Genomic DNA, 15,542 nt, shown 5'->3' with positions numbered 1-15,542 from the left:
CGGCGTGGTCGAGGGCGATGTTGCCGGTGAAGGTCCCCGACAGCACCCGCGGCACCTGCGCGATGTGGGAGACCCGGCCGGGCCGCAGCTCGATCTCCGGCTCGGCCAGGGCGCGTCCGTTCCAGAGCACCTGCCCGGTGTGGGAGGTCAACCCGGCCAGCGACGACAGCAGACTGGACTTGCCCGAACCGACCTGGCCCAGCAGGAGCACCAGCTCGCCCGCCTGGACCGTGAGGTCGACGTCCTGCACGCCGATGGTGCCGTCGTCGTGAACCGCGGTCAGGCCCCGCAGGCTGAGGGTGCGCAGGGGCTCACGCAGCCCTGGCTGCGGTTCGTCCGCAGTTCCGTGCACGAGGTCCATGCCCGGCGGCAGGTCCATGAGGTCGCCACCACCGGCGAGCTCGCTCGTGGCATTCATCCAGGCCCGAACGCCGGGCGCCTCGGTCACGACCGAGCCGGCGACCCGGCCGAACCAGTCGAAGCCGCTGACGGCATTGGCGACGAGCAGGGTGATGGCGAGGGACCACGTGCCATGGAGGAAGCCAGCCCAGGCGGCGACGACACCGCACTGGACCATGACCACCGGCACGCCGTCCAGCAGAGCCTGGACCCGGTGCTCACGAACCGCCGCATCGACCCGGCCTCCGTCGACCCGACGCAGGTGCTGGTGCACCTGCGGGGTGGCCGCAGCCAGCTTGACCGTGCGGATCGACTCGAGCGCCGAGACCAGGGATCGCCCGAAGTTGGCCCGTGCCGTCGAGGCTGCCGCGGCTGAGCGCCCCGCCACCGGCCGGCCGAGGGTCGAGGCCAGCGCCGAGGTGACCATCACCACGAGCAGGACCGCGCCCGCGAGCCACGTGCCGGCGATCAGAGCCGTCACCGAGGCGACGACGAGACCGTTGACGAAGTCGACCCAACGGTCGGTGTAGCGGGCCAGGCGGTCGGCGTCCATCGTGCGAGCCACCACCTCGCCGGGCGGGGTGCGCACGAGTCGGCGCTGCGCGGTCTGGCCCGCGAGCACCGCCGCACGCACCCGAAGCCGCACCTCGACCCACCAGTGCGGATAGGAACGGAACGCCTGCGACAGCAGGAGCGGGCCGATGACGAGCGAGACCACCAGGGCGGCGGTCAGCCAGCCCGGGTTCTGCCCGGCCTGGAGGTCGGTGACGACGAGCCCCCAGATCCAGCCGGTGAGGGCGCCGAACGCGCCCGTCAGCGAGGCGACGAGGAAGAGGGAGGCTCCGACCAGACCCCACTGCGGCTGGATGCGCACGGTGTGGAGCACCTGCCGAGCGAGGCCCGGGCTCGGTGCCAGGGTGGGAGGGGGCGGCGGGGTGGTGCTGCGACGCACCGAGCCGATGGCGGCGTCGTCGTGGTGGTGCTCCTCGACGGCGACCTCGTGCGCGGCGGCCTCGAGCAGGCGGCGGAACGGGCCGTCGGCATGAGCCAGCCGACCGCGTGGACCCTGCTGGACGACGCGACCCGACTCGAGGACGGCCACCTGCTCGGCCCGTTCGGTCGTCGACAGGCGATGCGCGACGAGGATGCCCGTGCGCCCCGAGATCAGCCGGTCCGCGGCGCGGACGACCCGAGCCTCGGTGACCGGGTCCATGCGGGCGGTGGCCTCGTCGAGCACGACGACGCTCACGTCGCGCACGAGCAGCCGGGCGAACGCCACGAGCTGCTCCTCGCCGGCCGAGAGCGTCGTGCCGCCCGGGCCGAGCATCGTGTCCAGGCCGTCGGGCAGCCCGGCCACCCACTCGGTGAGACCGAGCTCGGCGACCGCGGCCTCGACCCGGGCCCGGGACACGTCACCGAAGAGCGTCATGTTCTCCGCGAGCGTGCCGGCGATCACCTCGGTGCGCTGGGTGACGACGCCGACGGCGGCCCGCAGCTGCTGCAGGTCGAGGTCCCGCACGTCGGTGCCTCCCAGCAGCACCGTGCCCCGGGGCGGCTCCACCGCCCGCGACAGGAGCGAGGCGAGCGTGGACTTGCCGGACCCGGTGCGCCCGACGAGCGCGCACGTGTGACCCGCCGGGACGAGGAGGTTGACGTCCCGGAGCGCGAAGGTGCCCGTGCCGTAGCCGAACTCGAGGTTGCGGAAGTCCACGTCGAGCGGCCCATCGGGCAGTGGCAGACCGCCGGTCGGCTCTGCCGGGGCGGCCAGCATGGCGCGCAGCCGCAGGACGGCGCCGAAGCCCTCCTGCAGGTCCGGCAGGTGACGCGCCAGCATGTCGACGCCGCCGACGAACATCGTCGTCACGATGAAGAGAGTGACGAGTCGAGCGGTCGACAGGTCACCGGCGAGCACGAGGGCGGTGCCCACGACCGCAACGGCGGCCAGCGCGCCGTGGAGCAACCCGCCGCTGCGACGGGTGATCCGGGCCTCGACCCGGAGGACCTTGTCGAGCGCCGCATGGACGCGGGCGGCCATGCGGGCGTTGCGACGCAGCACGTGCGCCTGGCCCAGTGCGGTGCGCAGGTCGTCGCGGGCCGCGACACCCTCCTCGGTGGATGCCGCGTGGTCGGTCCAGGCGGCCTCCTCGACGACCTTGCGCTCGGCGACCTGGGGCAGGAGCCGGCGGACGACCCAGTACGTCGCGAAGCCCGTGAGCGGGAAGAGGACGGCGGCGGGCCCCCAGGCGAGAGTCGCGACCACCCAGAGCGGACCCGAGGCGAGGAGGGTGCGCACGGCCTGCCACACGCCCCAGCGCATCAGCTGGCCGACCTCCCACGTGTCGTCGTCGATGCGGTCGAGCACCTCGCCCACGGCCTGCTCGGACAGCTCGGACAGCGGCTGGGCCATCGCGGCGTCGAGCAGGTCGGCGCGGAGCGTGCCCTCGGCGCGGTCGCACACCGTGGCCCAGATCGTCTTGGCGACCGTGTCGATGAGGGCGCCACCGATGACGCACGTCGCCAACAGGATGACGAGCGTCGAGGTGGCGTGCTCGGCGAGCCGACCGGCGACCATGGACCCCAGCGATGCCGCGACGGCACCGAACAGGGACATCGTGAAGCACACGACGGTGAGCGGGCGACGGACGCGGCGCCAGTCGACGGGCACCCGATCCTCCGGCATACGCCCATCCGGAGGGGACCCGTCCGGCGTCGTTCCCCTTGCGTCGTCGTGCCCCACCCTGGTGATCGTCACAATCCCTGAACGCTACCGATGACCTCGGACATGCGCCTCCCGTTTTCCGCCCGGGAGTGGCAGGGTCGATCGGCCGGATCGAACCTCGGAAACGGCCCACAGGGGGCACAACCCGACGTCGATCCGGCCGCTCTGCCCGCCTCAGCGACCGGCGGCGACTCGCCTGGCCGCGCGCTTCATGACCGCCGTGTAGGCGGGGCGCGCGAATCGCTTCGCGCGCCAGGCGATCTGGCCGTCCCGATCGGTGAGGATGACGTCGCATCGGGCGTCGATGCCGCGCACGACGATGTCGGCGACCTGCTCGGCCGAGCGCTTGGAGCCGCTGACCATCTTCTTGCCCGCGGCCTCCATCTCGGTGTCGGCGCCCTGGAAGGAGGCCCCGAGGTTGGTCCGGAAGAACGACGGGCAGACGACCGACACGTCGATGTGGTGCGGAGCGAGCTCGTGCGAGAGCGTCTCGCTCAGCGCGACGACGCCCGCCTTGACGGTGTTGTAGGCGGCCATGCCGGGGGCGTGCACGAGCCCGGCGAGAGAGGCGGTGTTGACGATGTGCCCGCTGCGCTGCTCCTTGAACAGGGGCGTGAAGGTGCGGCAGCCCCGGACGACGCCGAGCAGGTTGATGTCGACGATCCAGTGCCACTCGTCCATCGTCGCGACGTCGATGCGGCCACCCGCGGCGACGCCTGCATTGTTGACGAGCAGGTCGAGGCCACCCCACGTCTCGCGCACGTGGGCGAGCGCCGCGGCCCAGGCCTCGTCGCTGCGCACGTCGAGAGGGACGTATGCCGCAGCCTCGGGCAGCGCGTCGGGCCGGTCAGCCTGCACGTCGGTCGCGAGCACGTGGTCACCGCGGGCGACCAGGGCGCGCACGAGAGCTAGTCCGAGCCCGGAGGCACCACCGGTGACGAGGACGCGTCGCGGGGACGCCGGGGCGGAGGTCCGGGCGGAGGCGCGGGAGCGGAGCGGCAGGGACGGCATACGCCCCAACCTAGTGGCGGACGGTGAGCGTCACCTTGCCCTGGGCGCGGCGCTCGTCGATCTCGGCAAGGGCGCCGGCGACGTCGTCGAGCGAGTGGCGCGTGCCGATCGGCGGGGCGAGCGCGCCGGACTCGAGGAGCGGGAGGATCGCCTCCCACTGCGTGCGCAGGTAGCTCGGGTCGGGCGTCCAGAAGGCACCCCAGCCGACGCCGACGACACTGATGTTGTTGAGGAGCAGCCGGTTGACCCTGACCTCGGGGATCTGTCCGGCGGTGAAGCCGATGACGAGCAGACGGCCCTCCGGGGCGAGGCTGCGCAGGCTGTCGGTGAAGCGGTCGCCGCCGACGGGGTCGACGACGACGTCGACACCGCGCCCTTGCGTGAGCTGCTTGACGCCGGCGAGGAAGCCGTCGGCGAGCACGACGTGGTGCGCGCCGGCGGAGCGGGCCGTCTCGACCTTGTCCTCCGACGACACGACGGCGATCACCCGGGCGTCCATGGCCCGGGCGAGCTGGATGGCCGCCGTGCCGATACCGCCGGCGGCGCCATGGACGAGGACGTCCTCGCCGCGCTCGAGCTGCCCGCGCCGGGTCAGGGCGAAGTGGACGGTGAGGTAGTTCATCGGCAGCGCGGCGCCGACCTCGAAGGGCACGGAGTCGGGCAGCGGGAAGACCATCGCCTCGGGCACCGCGACGGTCTCGGCGAAGGCCCCGAGGACCGGGAAGGCCGCGACGCGGTCACCCGGGCCGAAGGCGCTGCCCTCGGCGGCCTCGCGCACGACGCCCGCGCACTCGGCGCCCGGCACGAAGGGCAGCTCGGGCCGCATCTGGTAGAGCCCGCGGCTCATGAGGACGTCCGGGAAGCTCACCCCCGCCTCGTGGACGTCGACGAGGACGTGGCCCGGCTCGAGCGTCGGCTCGGGGACCTCTTCCACGCCGATGGCGGACGGTCCACCGAGGGTCGTGACACGGGCTGCTCTCATGCTCCGACCTTAGTCAGGCAACGGCCTTCGGCGTGATGGTGAAGGTCACACGGAGCAGGTCCGACTCGCGCGAGCTCGGGCCGACGCGCAGCTCGAACTCGCCCGGCTCGACGACGCGCCGACCCGCCGCGTCGACGATGGAGCAGGCCCCGGCCGGGACCTCGACGCGCGCCCTGACCGACTCACCCGCCGGCACCCCCACACGGCGGAAAGCCTTGAGCTCCTTGGCCGCCCACGTGACGCTCGAGACGACGTCGGTGACGTAGGCCTGCACGACTTCGTATGCCGTCCGCTCGCCGGTGTTGGTCAAGGTGACCTCCGCGGTCACGACGTCGTCGGGCGAGAGGTCGCTCGCCTCGAGGGTCAGGTCGGACCACTGGACGGTCGTGTAGGTCATGCCCTCCCCGAAGACGAACTGCGGCTCCTGCGTGATGTCGGCATAGCGGTCGCCGTGCTGCCCGCGAACCTGGTTGTAGTAGGTCGGTTGTTGACCGACGTGCCGCGGCACCGAGAGGGGCAGACGCCCCATCGGCTCGATCTGGCCCAGGACGAGCTCGGCGACGGCGCGGCCGCCGCGCATGCCGGGGCTGAAGGCCTCGATGACCGCCGCGGCCCGGAGCGCGCTCGGCGGCAGGACGTTGGGCTTGGAGTGCAGCAGCACGACGACGACCGGGGTGCCGGTGCCGTCGAGAGCGTCGACCAGCGCGTCGAGCAGGGCCACCTGCCCGCCCTGGAGGTCGAGCGTCGCGGTCGAACAGCCTTCTCCCGTCAGGGCGATCGTGTCGCCGAGGACGACGACGGCGAGGTCGGCGGCCCGGGCCGTCGCGACTGCTTCGGCGACCTGCTCAGGGTCGGTGGGTGCGGCCACCGAGGCGGGAGGACGGGGCTGGCCGTCGGGGAAGAGCGGGCCCTCCGGGTCGGGGACGAGGGTCTCCATCTCGGCGCCGCGCGCGTGGGTGACGGTCCACGTCGGGGGGACGACCGAGCGGAAGCCGTCGAGGACGGTCTCGACCGTCTCGCGCGGGTGGCCGTCCGGCATCCAGTCGACCTGGCCGGACGCCCCGGCCCAGTCGCCGAGGTTGGCCTGGGGGTCGTCGGCGTTGGGGCCGAGGACGGCCACGGTGCGCGGGAGGTCGCTCACGGCATACGGCAGCGTGCCGTCGTTGGTGAGGAGCACGAGCGAGCGCCGGGCGACCTCGAGGTTGAGGGCGGCGTGCTCGGCGGAGCCGATGACGAGGCGCTGGCGCTCGGCGTCCGGCGGGCGGGGGTGCTCGAAGAGGCCGAGCTCGAGCTTGAGCCGCAGGACGCGACGCGCGGCCTCGTCGACCTGACGTTCGTCGAGCAGGCCGCGGGCGACGGCCTCCTGCGCGGCCTCGAAGAAGGCCGGAGTCGTCATGACGAGGTCGTTGCCGGCGCGGACCGCCACGGTCGCGGCTTCGACGTCGTCGGCGCACACCTGCTGCTCCCAGACCATCCGGCCGACGTTGTCCCAGTCGGTGACCAGCGTCCCGGTGAAGCCCCACTCCCCCTTGAGCACCTCGTCGAGCAGCCAGCCGTTGGCCGTGACGGGGACGCCGTCGATGGCCTGGTAGCCGAGCATGAACGTGCGGCAGCCCTCCCGGACCGCGCGCTCGAAGGGCGGCAGGAACCACGACGTGAGCTTGCGCCGGCTGAGGTCGGCCTCGCTGGCGTCGCGTCCTCCCTGGGTCTCGCTGTAGCCCGCGAAGTGCTTGGCACACGCGAGCACCGCTGTGGGGTCAGTGAGCCCGTCACCCTGGTAGCCGCGGATCATCGCGGCGCCGAGCTCCCCGATGAGGTGCGGGTCCTCGCCGAAGGTCTCGCCGACCCGTCCCCAGCGCAGGTCGCGGGTGATGCAGAGCACCGGCGAGAAGGTCCAGTGGATGCCCGTCGCCGAGACCTCGACGGCCGTGGCGCGGGCGGCCTGCTCGACGAGGCCGGGGTCCCACGAGCACGCCATGGCGAGCTGCGTCGGGAAGATCGTCGCACCGGGCCAGAACGAGTGGCCGTGGATGCAGTCGTCGGCCGTGAGGAGCGGGATGCCGAGGCGGGTCTGCCCCGCGAGCGCGATGGCCTCGACCATCCGCTCGGGCGAGGCGTGCAGGATCGAGCCGGCGAGCTTGGTGCCGACGATGTCGTCGAGGTCGCCCCGCGCGTCGAGCTGGAGCATCTGGCCGACCTTCTCGGCCAGGGTCATCCTGCCGAGCAGGTCCTCGAGGCGCTCCTCCACGGGCCGCGACGGGTCCCGGTACGGCGGGCTGCTGGACTCGTCTCGTGCGTCGTCGCCGGCCACGGATCGACGCTAGCCCAAGCCGGCACCTTCCTGCGCCGACCATCCGCGCCACCTAGTCTGAAGAGGTGATCGAGCCGCTGACCCGCCTGCCCGACGGGACCATCAAGCAGGTGAACCCGATCACCGGCACGAAGGTGTGGACCGTCCCGGGGCGGGCCGCGAGGCCCTCGGGGCTGCCGGGGCACCACCCCCTGCCGCTCGACCCCGACGACCACGACCGCCACTGCGCCTTCTGCTGGGGCCGCATGCTCGAGACGACCCCCGAGATCGCCCGCCTCGTGCACGGCGGCGGCCGATGGGATGTCCTGCGCGGCGTGCTCGCCGATGACCTCGGCAGCACGGACGCGGAGTTCCGCCTCATCCCCAACCTCTTCGAGATCCTCAGCTACGACTACTGGCACCTGGCCCACGGCTGGGAGCCCACGGCCGAGTCCCGAGCCCGGCGCACGGCATACCTCTCCACCCCGGCTGGACGCGAGCACGTCACCGCCCTTGCGCGCATCCGGATGCGGGCGCGCGGCACCGCGGGGGCGGACGCCGAACCGCTCGCCGAGGACGACCTCGAGCGTGAGGCCGTCGGCCTCTTCGCGGGCAACCACCAGGTCGTCATCGCCCGCCGGCACTACGTCGACGGCGCCAGGGACGACTCACAGCTCGCCGGTTCGGGCACGCTGACGCCCGAGGAGCACTGCAAATACATCGAGTTCACGATCCGGGCCATGCGCGACCTCTACCGCGACAACGAGTGCGCACGGTACGTCTCCGTGTTCCAGAACTGGCTGGCACCGGCCGGCGCGTCGTTCGCCCACCTGCACAAGCAGGTCGTCGCGATCGACGAGCTGGGCGCCCAGAAGGACCGGGAGGTCGAGCGCCTCCGCACCGAGCCCGACCTGTTCGCCCGCTGGGGCGCGGAGTATGCCGCCACGCAGGGTCTCGTCATCGCCCGTACCGAGCACGCGGTGGCCTTCGCCGGTGTCGGGCACCGCTATCCGGCCCTTGTCGTGCACGTGACCGACGGTGAGGGCTGCCCGTGGGAGCTCAGCGAGGAGCAGGTGCGCGACTTCTCGGACCTGGTCCACGCCTGCCACGCGGCCACGGGTGTGCTCGTCCCGTCCAACGAGGAGTGGCACCACCGGCCGCCCGGCGTCGACGTGCCGATGCCGCTGCGGGCCGTGGTCAAGTGGCGGATCTCGACGCTCGCCGGCTTCGAGGGTGGGACCAAGATCTACGTCAACACCATCGACCCGTGGGCGGTCCACGACCGCGCCGTGTCGCGGCTGCGTCAGCTCGCGGCGGATGGCCTCGTCTCGGACCGCGTCGAGATCGCCTGACCCGCGGCGGGTGGTCGCCAAGCCGGGGAGTAGTCAGATCTCGCTGCCGTGGCCCTCGGTCCGGCCGACGTTGCCGTCCGCGCCGATGGGGCCGGTGCCGCTGTCGGCACTGTCGGAGCCTCGACCCGTCGCCTGCTGGAGGCGGTCGATGTGCTCTGAGGCCTGGGCCTTGGTGAGGTCGCCCGGCAGCGTCTCCCCGGACTCGCGGGCCAGGGTCTCGAGGTAGCTGCGCTGCGCGCCGGTCATCGCCTCGTCGCCGGTCACCCAGTCCTCGGGGTTCTTGACCGCGGAGTCTCCGCCGGGTCCCGCACTCGCAGGGTTGGTGGCGCCGATGACGTCGTCGCTCGAAGGTGTGTTCGATTCGCTCATGTCGGGCTCGTACCCACTTCACGTCCGATGAGCACGGGCGAGCCACCGCATGACAGAACGCCCGAGGGCCGGGACTGGGTCGTTCGTCGGTCAGAAGGGCGGTGGGTCCGGATCGTCGGCGCCGACGGGGGCGGGCTCGCGCAGGCCGGCACGCCAGTCCTTCGGTCTGGTGACGTAGCGGCGACCGGCCGTCGTGGTCCACTCGAGTCCGTCGTCGTCGACAGGCTCGGACCGCCAGATGCCGGCCGTCTTGACGTTGTGGTGGAAGCGCTCCTTGGCGTGCAGGTTGCCAACGGCCGTCGGCCCCGACGGCCAGGGAATCTCGTGGTCGAGGTCKCAGCGACGGGCGAGCACCTCACAGCCGGGACCACGGCACACGCCGTCGACCGCGCGGACGTGCTCGACCATCTCGCGCGATGGCCGATAGGAGGCACTCGGAGCGCTCAGGGCACGGCCGGTCCCGATGTCTACCGGCAGCGTGCGCCACACGGAGCCGGCACGCGTCATGATCTCGCGGGCGTGCCGTGCGGTCACCCAGCCGTGCCCGGGCAGCTCACAGGCCGCCTCGCTCGTGCCGACGGCCACCTCGAACGGGACGACCAGCCACGCCATGGCGGGTGCGCCGGCGCCGGCCGCAGCCGTGGCGGCGTCGAGGGGTCCGTGGAGCAGCGCATGGGCTGCGAGGTCGGATCGGAGCTGGTCCAGGGAGCGGGGGTCACCGGCGCTGCGCCGCTCACGAGCCGCGGCGTCCAGACGGTCGAGGACGGCCGCGATGACATCACCGGAACCCACCAGGGTCAACGAACCCATCCCGTCCCCGGTCTGGCGTCCGAAGACCCCGCGTCGGCTCCGCGCATGGTCACGCCGCTCATCCGAGCCCCGCTGGTCGACGGACGCGATCGCCCGGCGCAGGCGCGTGACGAACATGCGTTGGGGCACCGGCTGACCGTCACGGCTGGGTGCCAGGACCGCGGCCTCGACTGTCGCGACATCGGCGTCGGGGAGCTGAGCCGTCTCCGAGACCACCTGGAGGGCGCGGTGCAGCGACAGCTCCCCACGACGCATCGCCTGCCGGACGAGACGGTGCCGTCGCGGCGCGGTGGCGAGGTCGAGACGCCTTGCAACCTCGCCAGCGCCGACCCCGGTCGCTAGGGCGATCTCGTCCGCCACGATGCGGTCGGTCGAGACGTGGACCGAGGCGGCCGCGACCTGCTGGGCCTCGACGGAGTGGAGGGCTGCATAGGCATCGACGAGGTCCGCCTCGACCCTCGCCTTCTCGACCTCGAGCGACTCAATCTCACGCAGGAGGTGGTCGCCCTCAATCGTGAGGTCAATCTGGAGATGGGCCTTGGTGTACGTCGCGTCGAGCGACGGGGCCGCGACGCGCGGCGAGCTGACAAACGGCGTCACACCGGCCCCCTCACATCGGACAAACACCACCCCAGTCCTTTAATTAGAACATATGAACGAATGGAATGATAGGGCTCATTCACGTCTGTGGACAGCCGAGTTCGCTTGCGGGACAAAGCGTCTCAGCGCGCGAAGGCCATGGCCTCGGTGACGTCGCTGCAGAGCATGTCGCGCCGGTCGAGCAGGTAGTTCTGTCGCATCAGCCAGGGCGCACCGTCGCCCTGCTGGGGCAGCTCGTCCTCCGCCCGACGGACATAGCCCGACGCGAGCGGCAGCAGCGGCTGGTTCGCCATTCCCTCCGGAGCGTGCGGCGTGGCCACCCGCCACGCGTTCTGCTCCATGTGGCCCAGCAGCCGGCACACGTAGCGGCTCGCGAGGTCGGCACGCAGCGTCCACGAGGCGTTGACGTAACCGACGCACACCGCGAGGTTCGGCACGCCCGCGAACATGAGCCCGCGATAGACCGTGAGGTCCCCGGTCGCCCGGGCCTCCCCGTCGACCGTGATGGTGATCCCGCCGGCAATCCGGATGCGCAGACCCGTGGCCGTCACGACGACGTCGGCATCGAGCTCGCGCCCTGAGTGCAGGCGTATGCCGCGTGGCACGAACGTCTCGATCGTGCCGGTGACGACGTGGGCCCGTCCACTGCGCACGGCCTCGAAGAGGTCACCGTCGGGGACGACGCAGAGGCGCTGGTCCCACGGGTCGTAGGTGGGGGTGAAGTGGTCGGCGACGAGGTCCGTCGACCCGAGCGACTTGGCGGCGCCCTTGGACAGCAAGGACCTCATGACTGCGGGGCGGCGGCGGCTCAGCTCGTAGACGCCCATCGTCGCGAGGACGTTCTTGTAGCGCGCAGCCGTCCCGGCGGCTCGCCCCGGCAGCACCTTCTGCATCACGTCGCGGACCCGGTCCTGCCGCGGCAACGACGCGATCCAGGTCGGCGTGCGCTGGAGCATCGTCACGTCGGCGCCGGCCTCGGCGAGCGAGGGCACGAGCGTCACCGCCGTGGCTCCCGACCCGATGACGACGACCTTGCGACCCGTCACGTCCAGGTCGTCGGGCCAGAACTGGGGGTGCACGACCTCACCCTCGAAGGACGCGAGCCCGGGCAGCTGCGGGTCGTGCGGGCGCTCGTAGTCGTAGTAGCCGCTGCAGAGGTAGAGGAAGCCGCACGTCAGCTGCTCACGGGAGCCGTCGCACTCGACCGTCACCGTCCAGCGCGCCGCCTCGCTCGACCAGGCGGCCGCGACGACCCTGTGGCGCAAGCGGATCCGCTCGGCGATGCCATGCTTCTCGGCGGTCTCACGCAGGTAGTCGAGGATCTTCGGACCGTCCGCGATCGCGTCGGGGTCGGTCCACGGCTCGAACGGGAAGCCGAGGGTCATCATGTCGGAGTCGGAGCGCACGCCGGGGTAGCGGAAGAGGTCCCACGTCCCGCCGAGCGAGTCCCGCGCCTCGAGGATCGCCCATGACCGCGACGGGCTCATCGTCTTCAGGCGGTAGCCGGCGCCGATGCCGGACAGGCCGGCTCCGACGACGAGGACGTCCAGGTGCTCAAGATCGCTCACCTCGCCATTCTCGCCCACTGTGACGCACGCCGCGCGCCCGGCTACCGGACGGTAACCAGCGGCTACCCTCGGGCGGGTGACGACGGCATACCCCCACCTGCTCGAACCGCTCGACCTCGGCTTCACGACGCTGCGCAACCGCGTCGTCATGGGCTCGATGCACACGGGACTCGAGGACCGCGCCAGGGACTTCGACCGGCTCGCGGCGTACTACGCCGAGCGCGCCCGGGGTGGCGTCGGGCTCATCGTCACCGGCGGCTTCGCGCCGAACCTCGCCGGCGCCCTCTACCCCGGCGGCTCGGTCCTCGTCACGGAGCGCCAGGCGAGCCGCCATCGGGTCATCACGAACGCCGTGCACCGCGAGGGCGGCAAGATCGCCCTGCAGATCCTGCACGCGGGGCGCTACGCCTACCACCCGCTCGCCGTCTCGGCGTCGGCCCTCAAGTCCCCGATCTCCCCCTTCGCACCGCGCGCCCTGACGGCACGCGGTGTGCGGAGCACGGTCGACGCCTACGCCCGTTGCGCGCGGCTGGCGCGCGAGGCCGGCTACGACGGCGTCGAGATCATGGGCTCCGAGGGCTACCTCATCAACCAGTTCCTCGCGCCGCGCACCAACCATCGCACCGACGAGTGGGGCGGGTCACCCGAGAACCGTCGCCGCCTCGCCGTCGACGTCGTGAAGGCGGTGCGCGAGGCCGCGGGTCCCGACTTCGTCATCGTCTACCGCCTGTCGATGCTCGACCTCGTCCCCGACGGCCAGTCTTGGGACGAGGTCGTCGACCTGGCCCACGAGGTCGAGGCCGCCGGCGCGACGATTATCAACACCGGCATCGGCTGGCACGAGGCGCGTGTCCCGACGATCGTCACGTCGGTGCCGCGCGGCGCGTTCACGCGCGTCACCGCGAAGCTGCGCCCCGAGGTGGGCATCCCGGTCGTGACCTCCAACCGCATCTCGATGCCCGACCTCGCCGAGCAGGTCATCGCCGACGGCAGCGCCGACCTCGTGTCGATGGCTCGCCCCTTCCTCGCCGACCCCGACTGGGTCGCCAAGGCCGCGACCGACCGCGCCGACGAGATCAACACGTGCATCGCCTGCAACCAGGCCTGCCTCGACCACACCTTCGCCAAGAGGACCGCGACGTGTCTCGTCAACCCGCGTTCCGTCCGCGAGACGACGCTCGTCCTGGCGCCGACCCGCCGCTCCAGGCACGTCGCCGTCGTCGGCGGCGGACCGGCTGGGCTGGCAGCCGCGACCTCCCTGGCCGAGCGCGGCCACCGCGTCGAGCTCTTCGAGGCCGCCGACGACCTCGGCGGCCAGTTCGCCCTCGCCATGCGGATCCCCGGCAAGGAGGAGTTCGCCGAGACGATTCGCTACTACCGCCGGCGGCTCGAGCTCGGCGGCGTCAAGGTGCACCTCGGCCGCCGCGCCGAGGTCGACGACCTCACCGACTTCGACGAGGTCGTCGTGGCGACCGGTGTCGAGCCCCGGATGCCCGACGTGCCCGGCATCGAACACCCGAAGGTGGTGACGTATGCCGCGGCCATCCGCGGCGAGGCAGCGCTGGGTGAGCGTGTGGCCGTCATGGGCGCGGGTGGCATCGGTGTCGACGTCTCGCAGCTCCTCACCCACGTCGAGTCGCCCCTGACCATCGAGCGGTGGATGGCGGAGTGGGGTGTCGGCGAGCCGGACGCGTCCCGAGGTGGGCTCGTCGAGCCGCACCCGACGCCGTCACCGCGCGAGGTTCACCTGCTCCAGCGCAAGGCCACCCCGATCGGCAGGGGCCTCGGCAAGACCACCGGTTGGGTGCACCGGGCCGCCCTGAAGGCCAAGGGAGTCCACCACCACGTCAGTGTCAACTACGAGCGCGTCGACGACGCCGGGCTGCACATCACGCACGGCGAGGACCGCACCGACCCGCAGGTGCTCGACATCGACACCATCGTGCTCTGCACCGGCCAGGAGTCGGTCAACACGCTCGGTCCCGAGCTCATGGCCCGCGGGGTCACCGTGCACGTCGTCGGAGGCGCGGACGTCGCCGCGGAGCTCGACGCCAAGCGCGCCATCCGCCAGGCCACCGAGCTCGCCGCGACGATCTAGTCGCCGCCCGTCAGGCCCGCTGCAGGTAGCTGTCGACGAGGCGGGCCGCGTCGCCGGCACCGTCCTCGGCGCGGACCCGCTCACCGAGGGCGTATGCCGCCGCGCGCACCCCCGGGGACAGCGCGACCTCGAGCGCCCGGTGCAGCCGGGGCGCCGTCAGGTCCTTGCGAGCGATGGGCGCGGCGGCGACGCCGAGATCGGACATCCTCCTGCCCCAGTAGGGCTGGTCGGCGGCATGCGCGACCACGACCTGCGGCACGCCCGCGCGCACGGCTGCAGCCGTGGTCCCGGACCCGCCGTGGTGGACGACGACGGAGCACCTCGGGAAGAGCATCTCGTGCGACGCGTGGCGGATCCCGACGAGGTCGGCCCTCGTGTGTCCCGCCGACAGGTCCACCGACAGCCCGGCAAGCCCCTCACTGACGACGCCGCGCACTCCCAGTCGCCCGAGCACTGCAGCGACGTCCTGCGACACGGCGCCGGGGTCCGGCGTCGGCATCGACCCGAAACCGACGTAGACGGGCGGTGCGCCCGCGGAGAGGAAGGCTTCGAGGTCCAGGTCCAGCGGCTGGTCGGCAGCGTCGTCGCGCACCCAGTAGCCGGTCTGGCGCAGCGCCGGCGGCCAGTCGGCCGCGGGCGGCACGACGCAAGGGCTCGCCGCCAGTAGCGTCGGGGTTCGCTCGGCGGCAGCAGCGTAGTCACGGAAGTGCCGGCGCGGCAGTCCCTTTCGCCGCCGTACGACGTCGCCGGCAGGACGGAAGAGGTCGAAGGCCACATGCCCGGCGAGGCTGCTCCAGACGAGGTTCACCTGGGACGAGGATCGCGGCCGGAGCGCCAGCGCGACCGAGTCGCCGTGCGCGCTCGGCCAGACGGGGGCGAACACGGCGTAGAGGTGCGGCTTGGCGGGCCCGCGTCGCCCGCCAGCACGTCCGCCGTCACGCCCGCCGTCACGACCGGAACCGCCGGTCGACAGCAGCGCGTCGACGAGGTCGAAGGTCAGGGCACCGGACACGACCACATCCGCCTCCTCCACCAGGCCGGAGACGTCGCTCGCGAGGGCGCCGGCCGTCACCGCCATGACCTGCCGCATGAGCCGCGCCTCGCGCACCTGGGTCCATGCCGACCCGCGCAGCGACTCGCGCCCCGGCCCCGCCCTCAGTGGCCCCTCGAGGTCGAACGACAGGGGCTCGAAGTCCACGCCGCTGCCGGCCACGACGTGACCGAGGTCGGCGGGCGCGGCGAGCGACACGGCATACCCACGCCGCCGCAGGCGCTGCCCGAGCGCGACGAGGGGCTGCACGTCACCGCGGGAGCCCATGCCCAGCAGCAGGATCCGCACGTCAG

General features: G+C 72.4%; 10 protein-coding genes. 2 read left to right on the top strand and 8 right to left on the bottom strand.

The features are described from left to right. The 4 genes from AC1DP0_RS06630 to AC1DP0_RS06615 all read right to left on the bottom strand — a co-directional run. Nucleotides 1–3,079 (bottom strand): ATP-binding cassette domain-containing protein (locus tag AC1DP0_RS06630; protein WP_478083079.1); only part of this gene is annotated, 3,079 nt, incomplete at its 3' end. A gap of 213 nt (nt 3,080–3,292) precedes the next feature. Further along, nucleotides 3,293–4,129: an SDR family NAD(P)-dependent oxidoreductase gene (locus AC1DP0_RS06625; RefSeq protein WP_478083078.1), complete on the bottom strand. Its 837-nt coding sequence runs from the start codon at nt 4,127–4,129 to the stop codon at nt 3,293–3,295. A 10-nt stretch (nt 4,130–4,139) separates the two neighbouring features. Next, on the bottom strand, nt 4,140–5,111 hold the full coding sequence (locus AC1DP0_RS06620) for an NADPH:quinone oxidoreductase family protein (protein ID WP_478083077.1): 972 nt from the start codon (nt 5,109–5,111) through the stop codon (nt 4,140–4,142). A gap of 13 nt (nt 5,112–5,124) precedes the next feature. Beyond that, nucleotides 5,125–7,422 carry an exo-beta-d-1,3/1,6-glucosidase gene (locus AC1DP0_RS06615; RefSeq protein WP_478083076.1) on the bottom strand — a complete coding sequence of 766 codons (2,298 nt, stop codon included), beginning with the start codon at nt 7,420–7,422 and terminating at the stop codon, nt 5,125–5,127. A 65-nt stretch (nt 7,423–7,487) separates the two neighbouring features. On the opposite strand from AC1DP0_RS06615, the gene AC1DP0_RS06610 reads away from it, so the two are divergent. Next, nucleotides 7,488–8,753: a DUF4921 family protein gene (locus AC1DP0_RS06610; protein ID WP_478083075.1), complete on the top strand. Its 1,266-nt coding sequence runs from the start codon at nt 7,488–7,490 to the stop codon at nt 8,751–8,753. A 33-nt stretch (nt 8,754–8,786) separates the two neighbouring features. Here AC1DP0_RS06610 and AC1DP0_RS06605 read toward each other — a convergent pair whose 3' ends face one another. The 3 genes from AC1DP0_RS06605 to AC1DP0_RS06595 form a co-directional block, all read right to left on the bottom strand. Beyond that, nucleotides 8,787–9,122: a DUF3072 domain-containing protein gene (locus AC1DP0_RS06605; RefSeq protein WP_478083074.1), complete on the bottom strand. Its 336-nt coding sequence runs from the start codon at nt 9,120–9,122 to the stop codon at nt 8,787–8,789. Nucleotides 9,123–9,212: 90 nt separating this feature from the next. Beyond that, nucleotides 9,213–10,532: an HNH endonuclease signature motif containing protein gene (locus AC1DP0_RS06600; protein ID WP_478083073.1), complete on the bottom strand. Its 1,320-nt coding sequence runs from the start codon at nt 10,530–10,532 to the stop codon at nt 9,213–9,215. A gap of 122 nt (nt 10,533–10,654) precedes the next feature. After that, nucleotides 10,655–12,100, bottom strand: coding sequence for a flavin-containing monooxygenase (locus tag AC1DP0_RS06595; protein ID WP_478083072.1), 1,446 nt, complete (start codon nt 12,098–12,100; stop codon nt 10,655–10,657). A gap of 76 nt (nt 12,101–12,176) precedes the next feature. Between AC1DP0_RS06595 and AC1DP0_RS06590 the strand changes: the two genes are divergently transcribed. After that, the gene (locus tag AC1DP0_RS06590; protein ID WP_478083071.1) at nt 12,177–14,198 is read left to right on the top strand and encodes an FAD-dependent oxidoreductase; all 2,022 of its coding nucleotides are present in this window, start codon (nt 12,177–12,179) and stop codon (nt 14,196–14,198) included. Between the two features lie 10 nt (nt 14,199–14,208). On the opposite strand, the gene AC1DP0_RS06585 is transcribed toward AC1DP0_RS06590, so the two are convergent. Continuing rightward, nucleotides 14,209–15,542, bottom strand: a 1,334-nt coding sequence (locus AC1DP0_RS06585) for a glycosyltransferase (RefSeq protein ID WP_478083070.1), incomplete at its 5' end; no start/stop codon positions are given.

The organism is Terrabacter sp. P5_B1, from assembly GCF_056400505.1.
Note: the sequence above shows the minus strand (reverse complement) of the source record. Positions and strands in the feature narration are given on the sequence as shown.

What these genes read in the sequence shown, in the direction of transcription:
- AC1DP0_RS06625 (WP_478083078.1), bottom strand. Translation starts at nt 4,129, where the DNA reads ATGCCGTCCCTGCCGCTCCGCTCCCGCGCCTCCGCCCGGACCTCCGCC.
- AC1DP0_RS06620 (WP_478083077.1), bottom strand. Translation starts at nt 5,111, where the DNA reads ATGAGAGCAGCCCGTGTCACGACCCTCGGTGGACCGTCCGCCATCGGC.
- AC1DP0_RS06605 (WP_478083074.1), bottom strand. Translation starts at nt 9,122, where the DNA reads ATGAGCGAATCGAACACACCTTCGAGCGACGACGTCATCGGCGCCACC.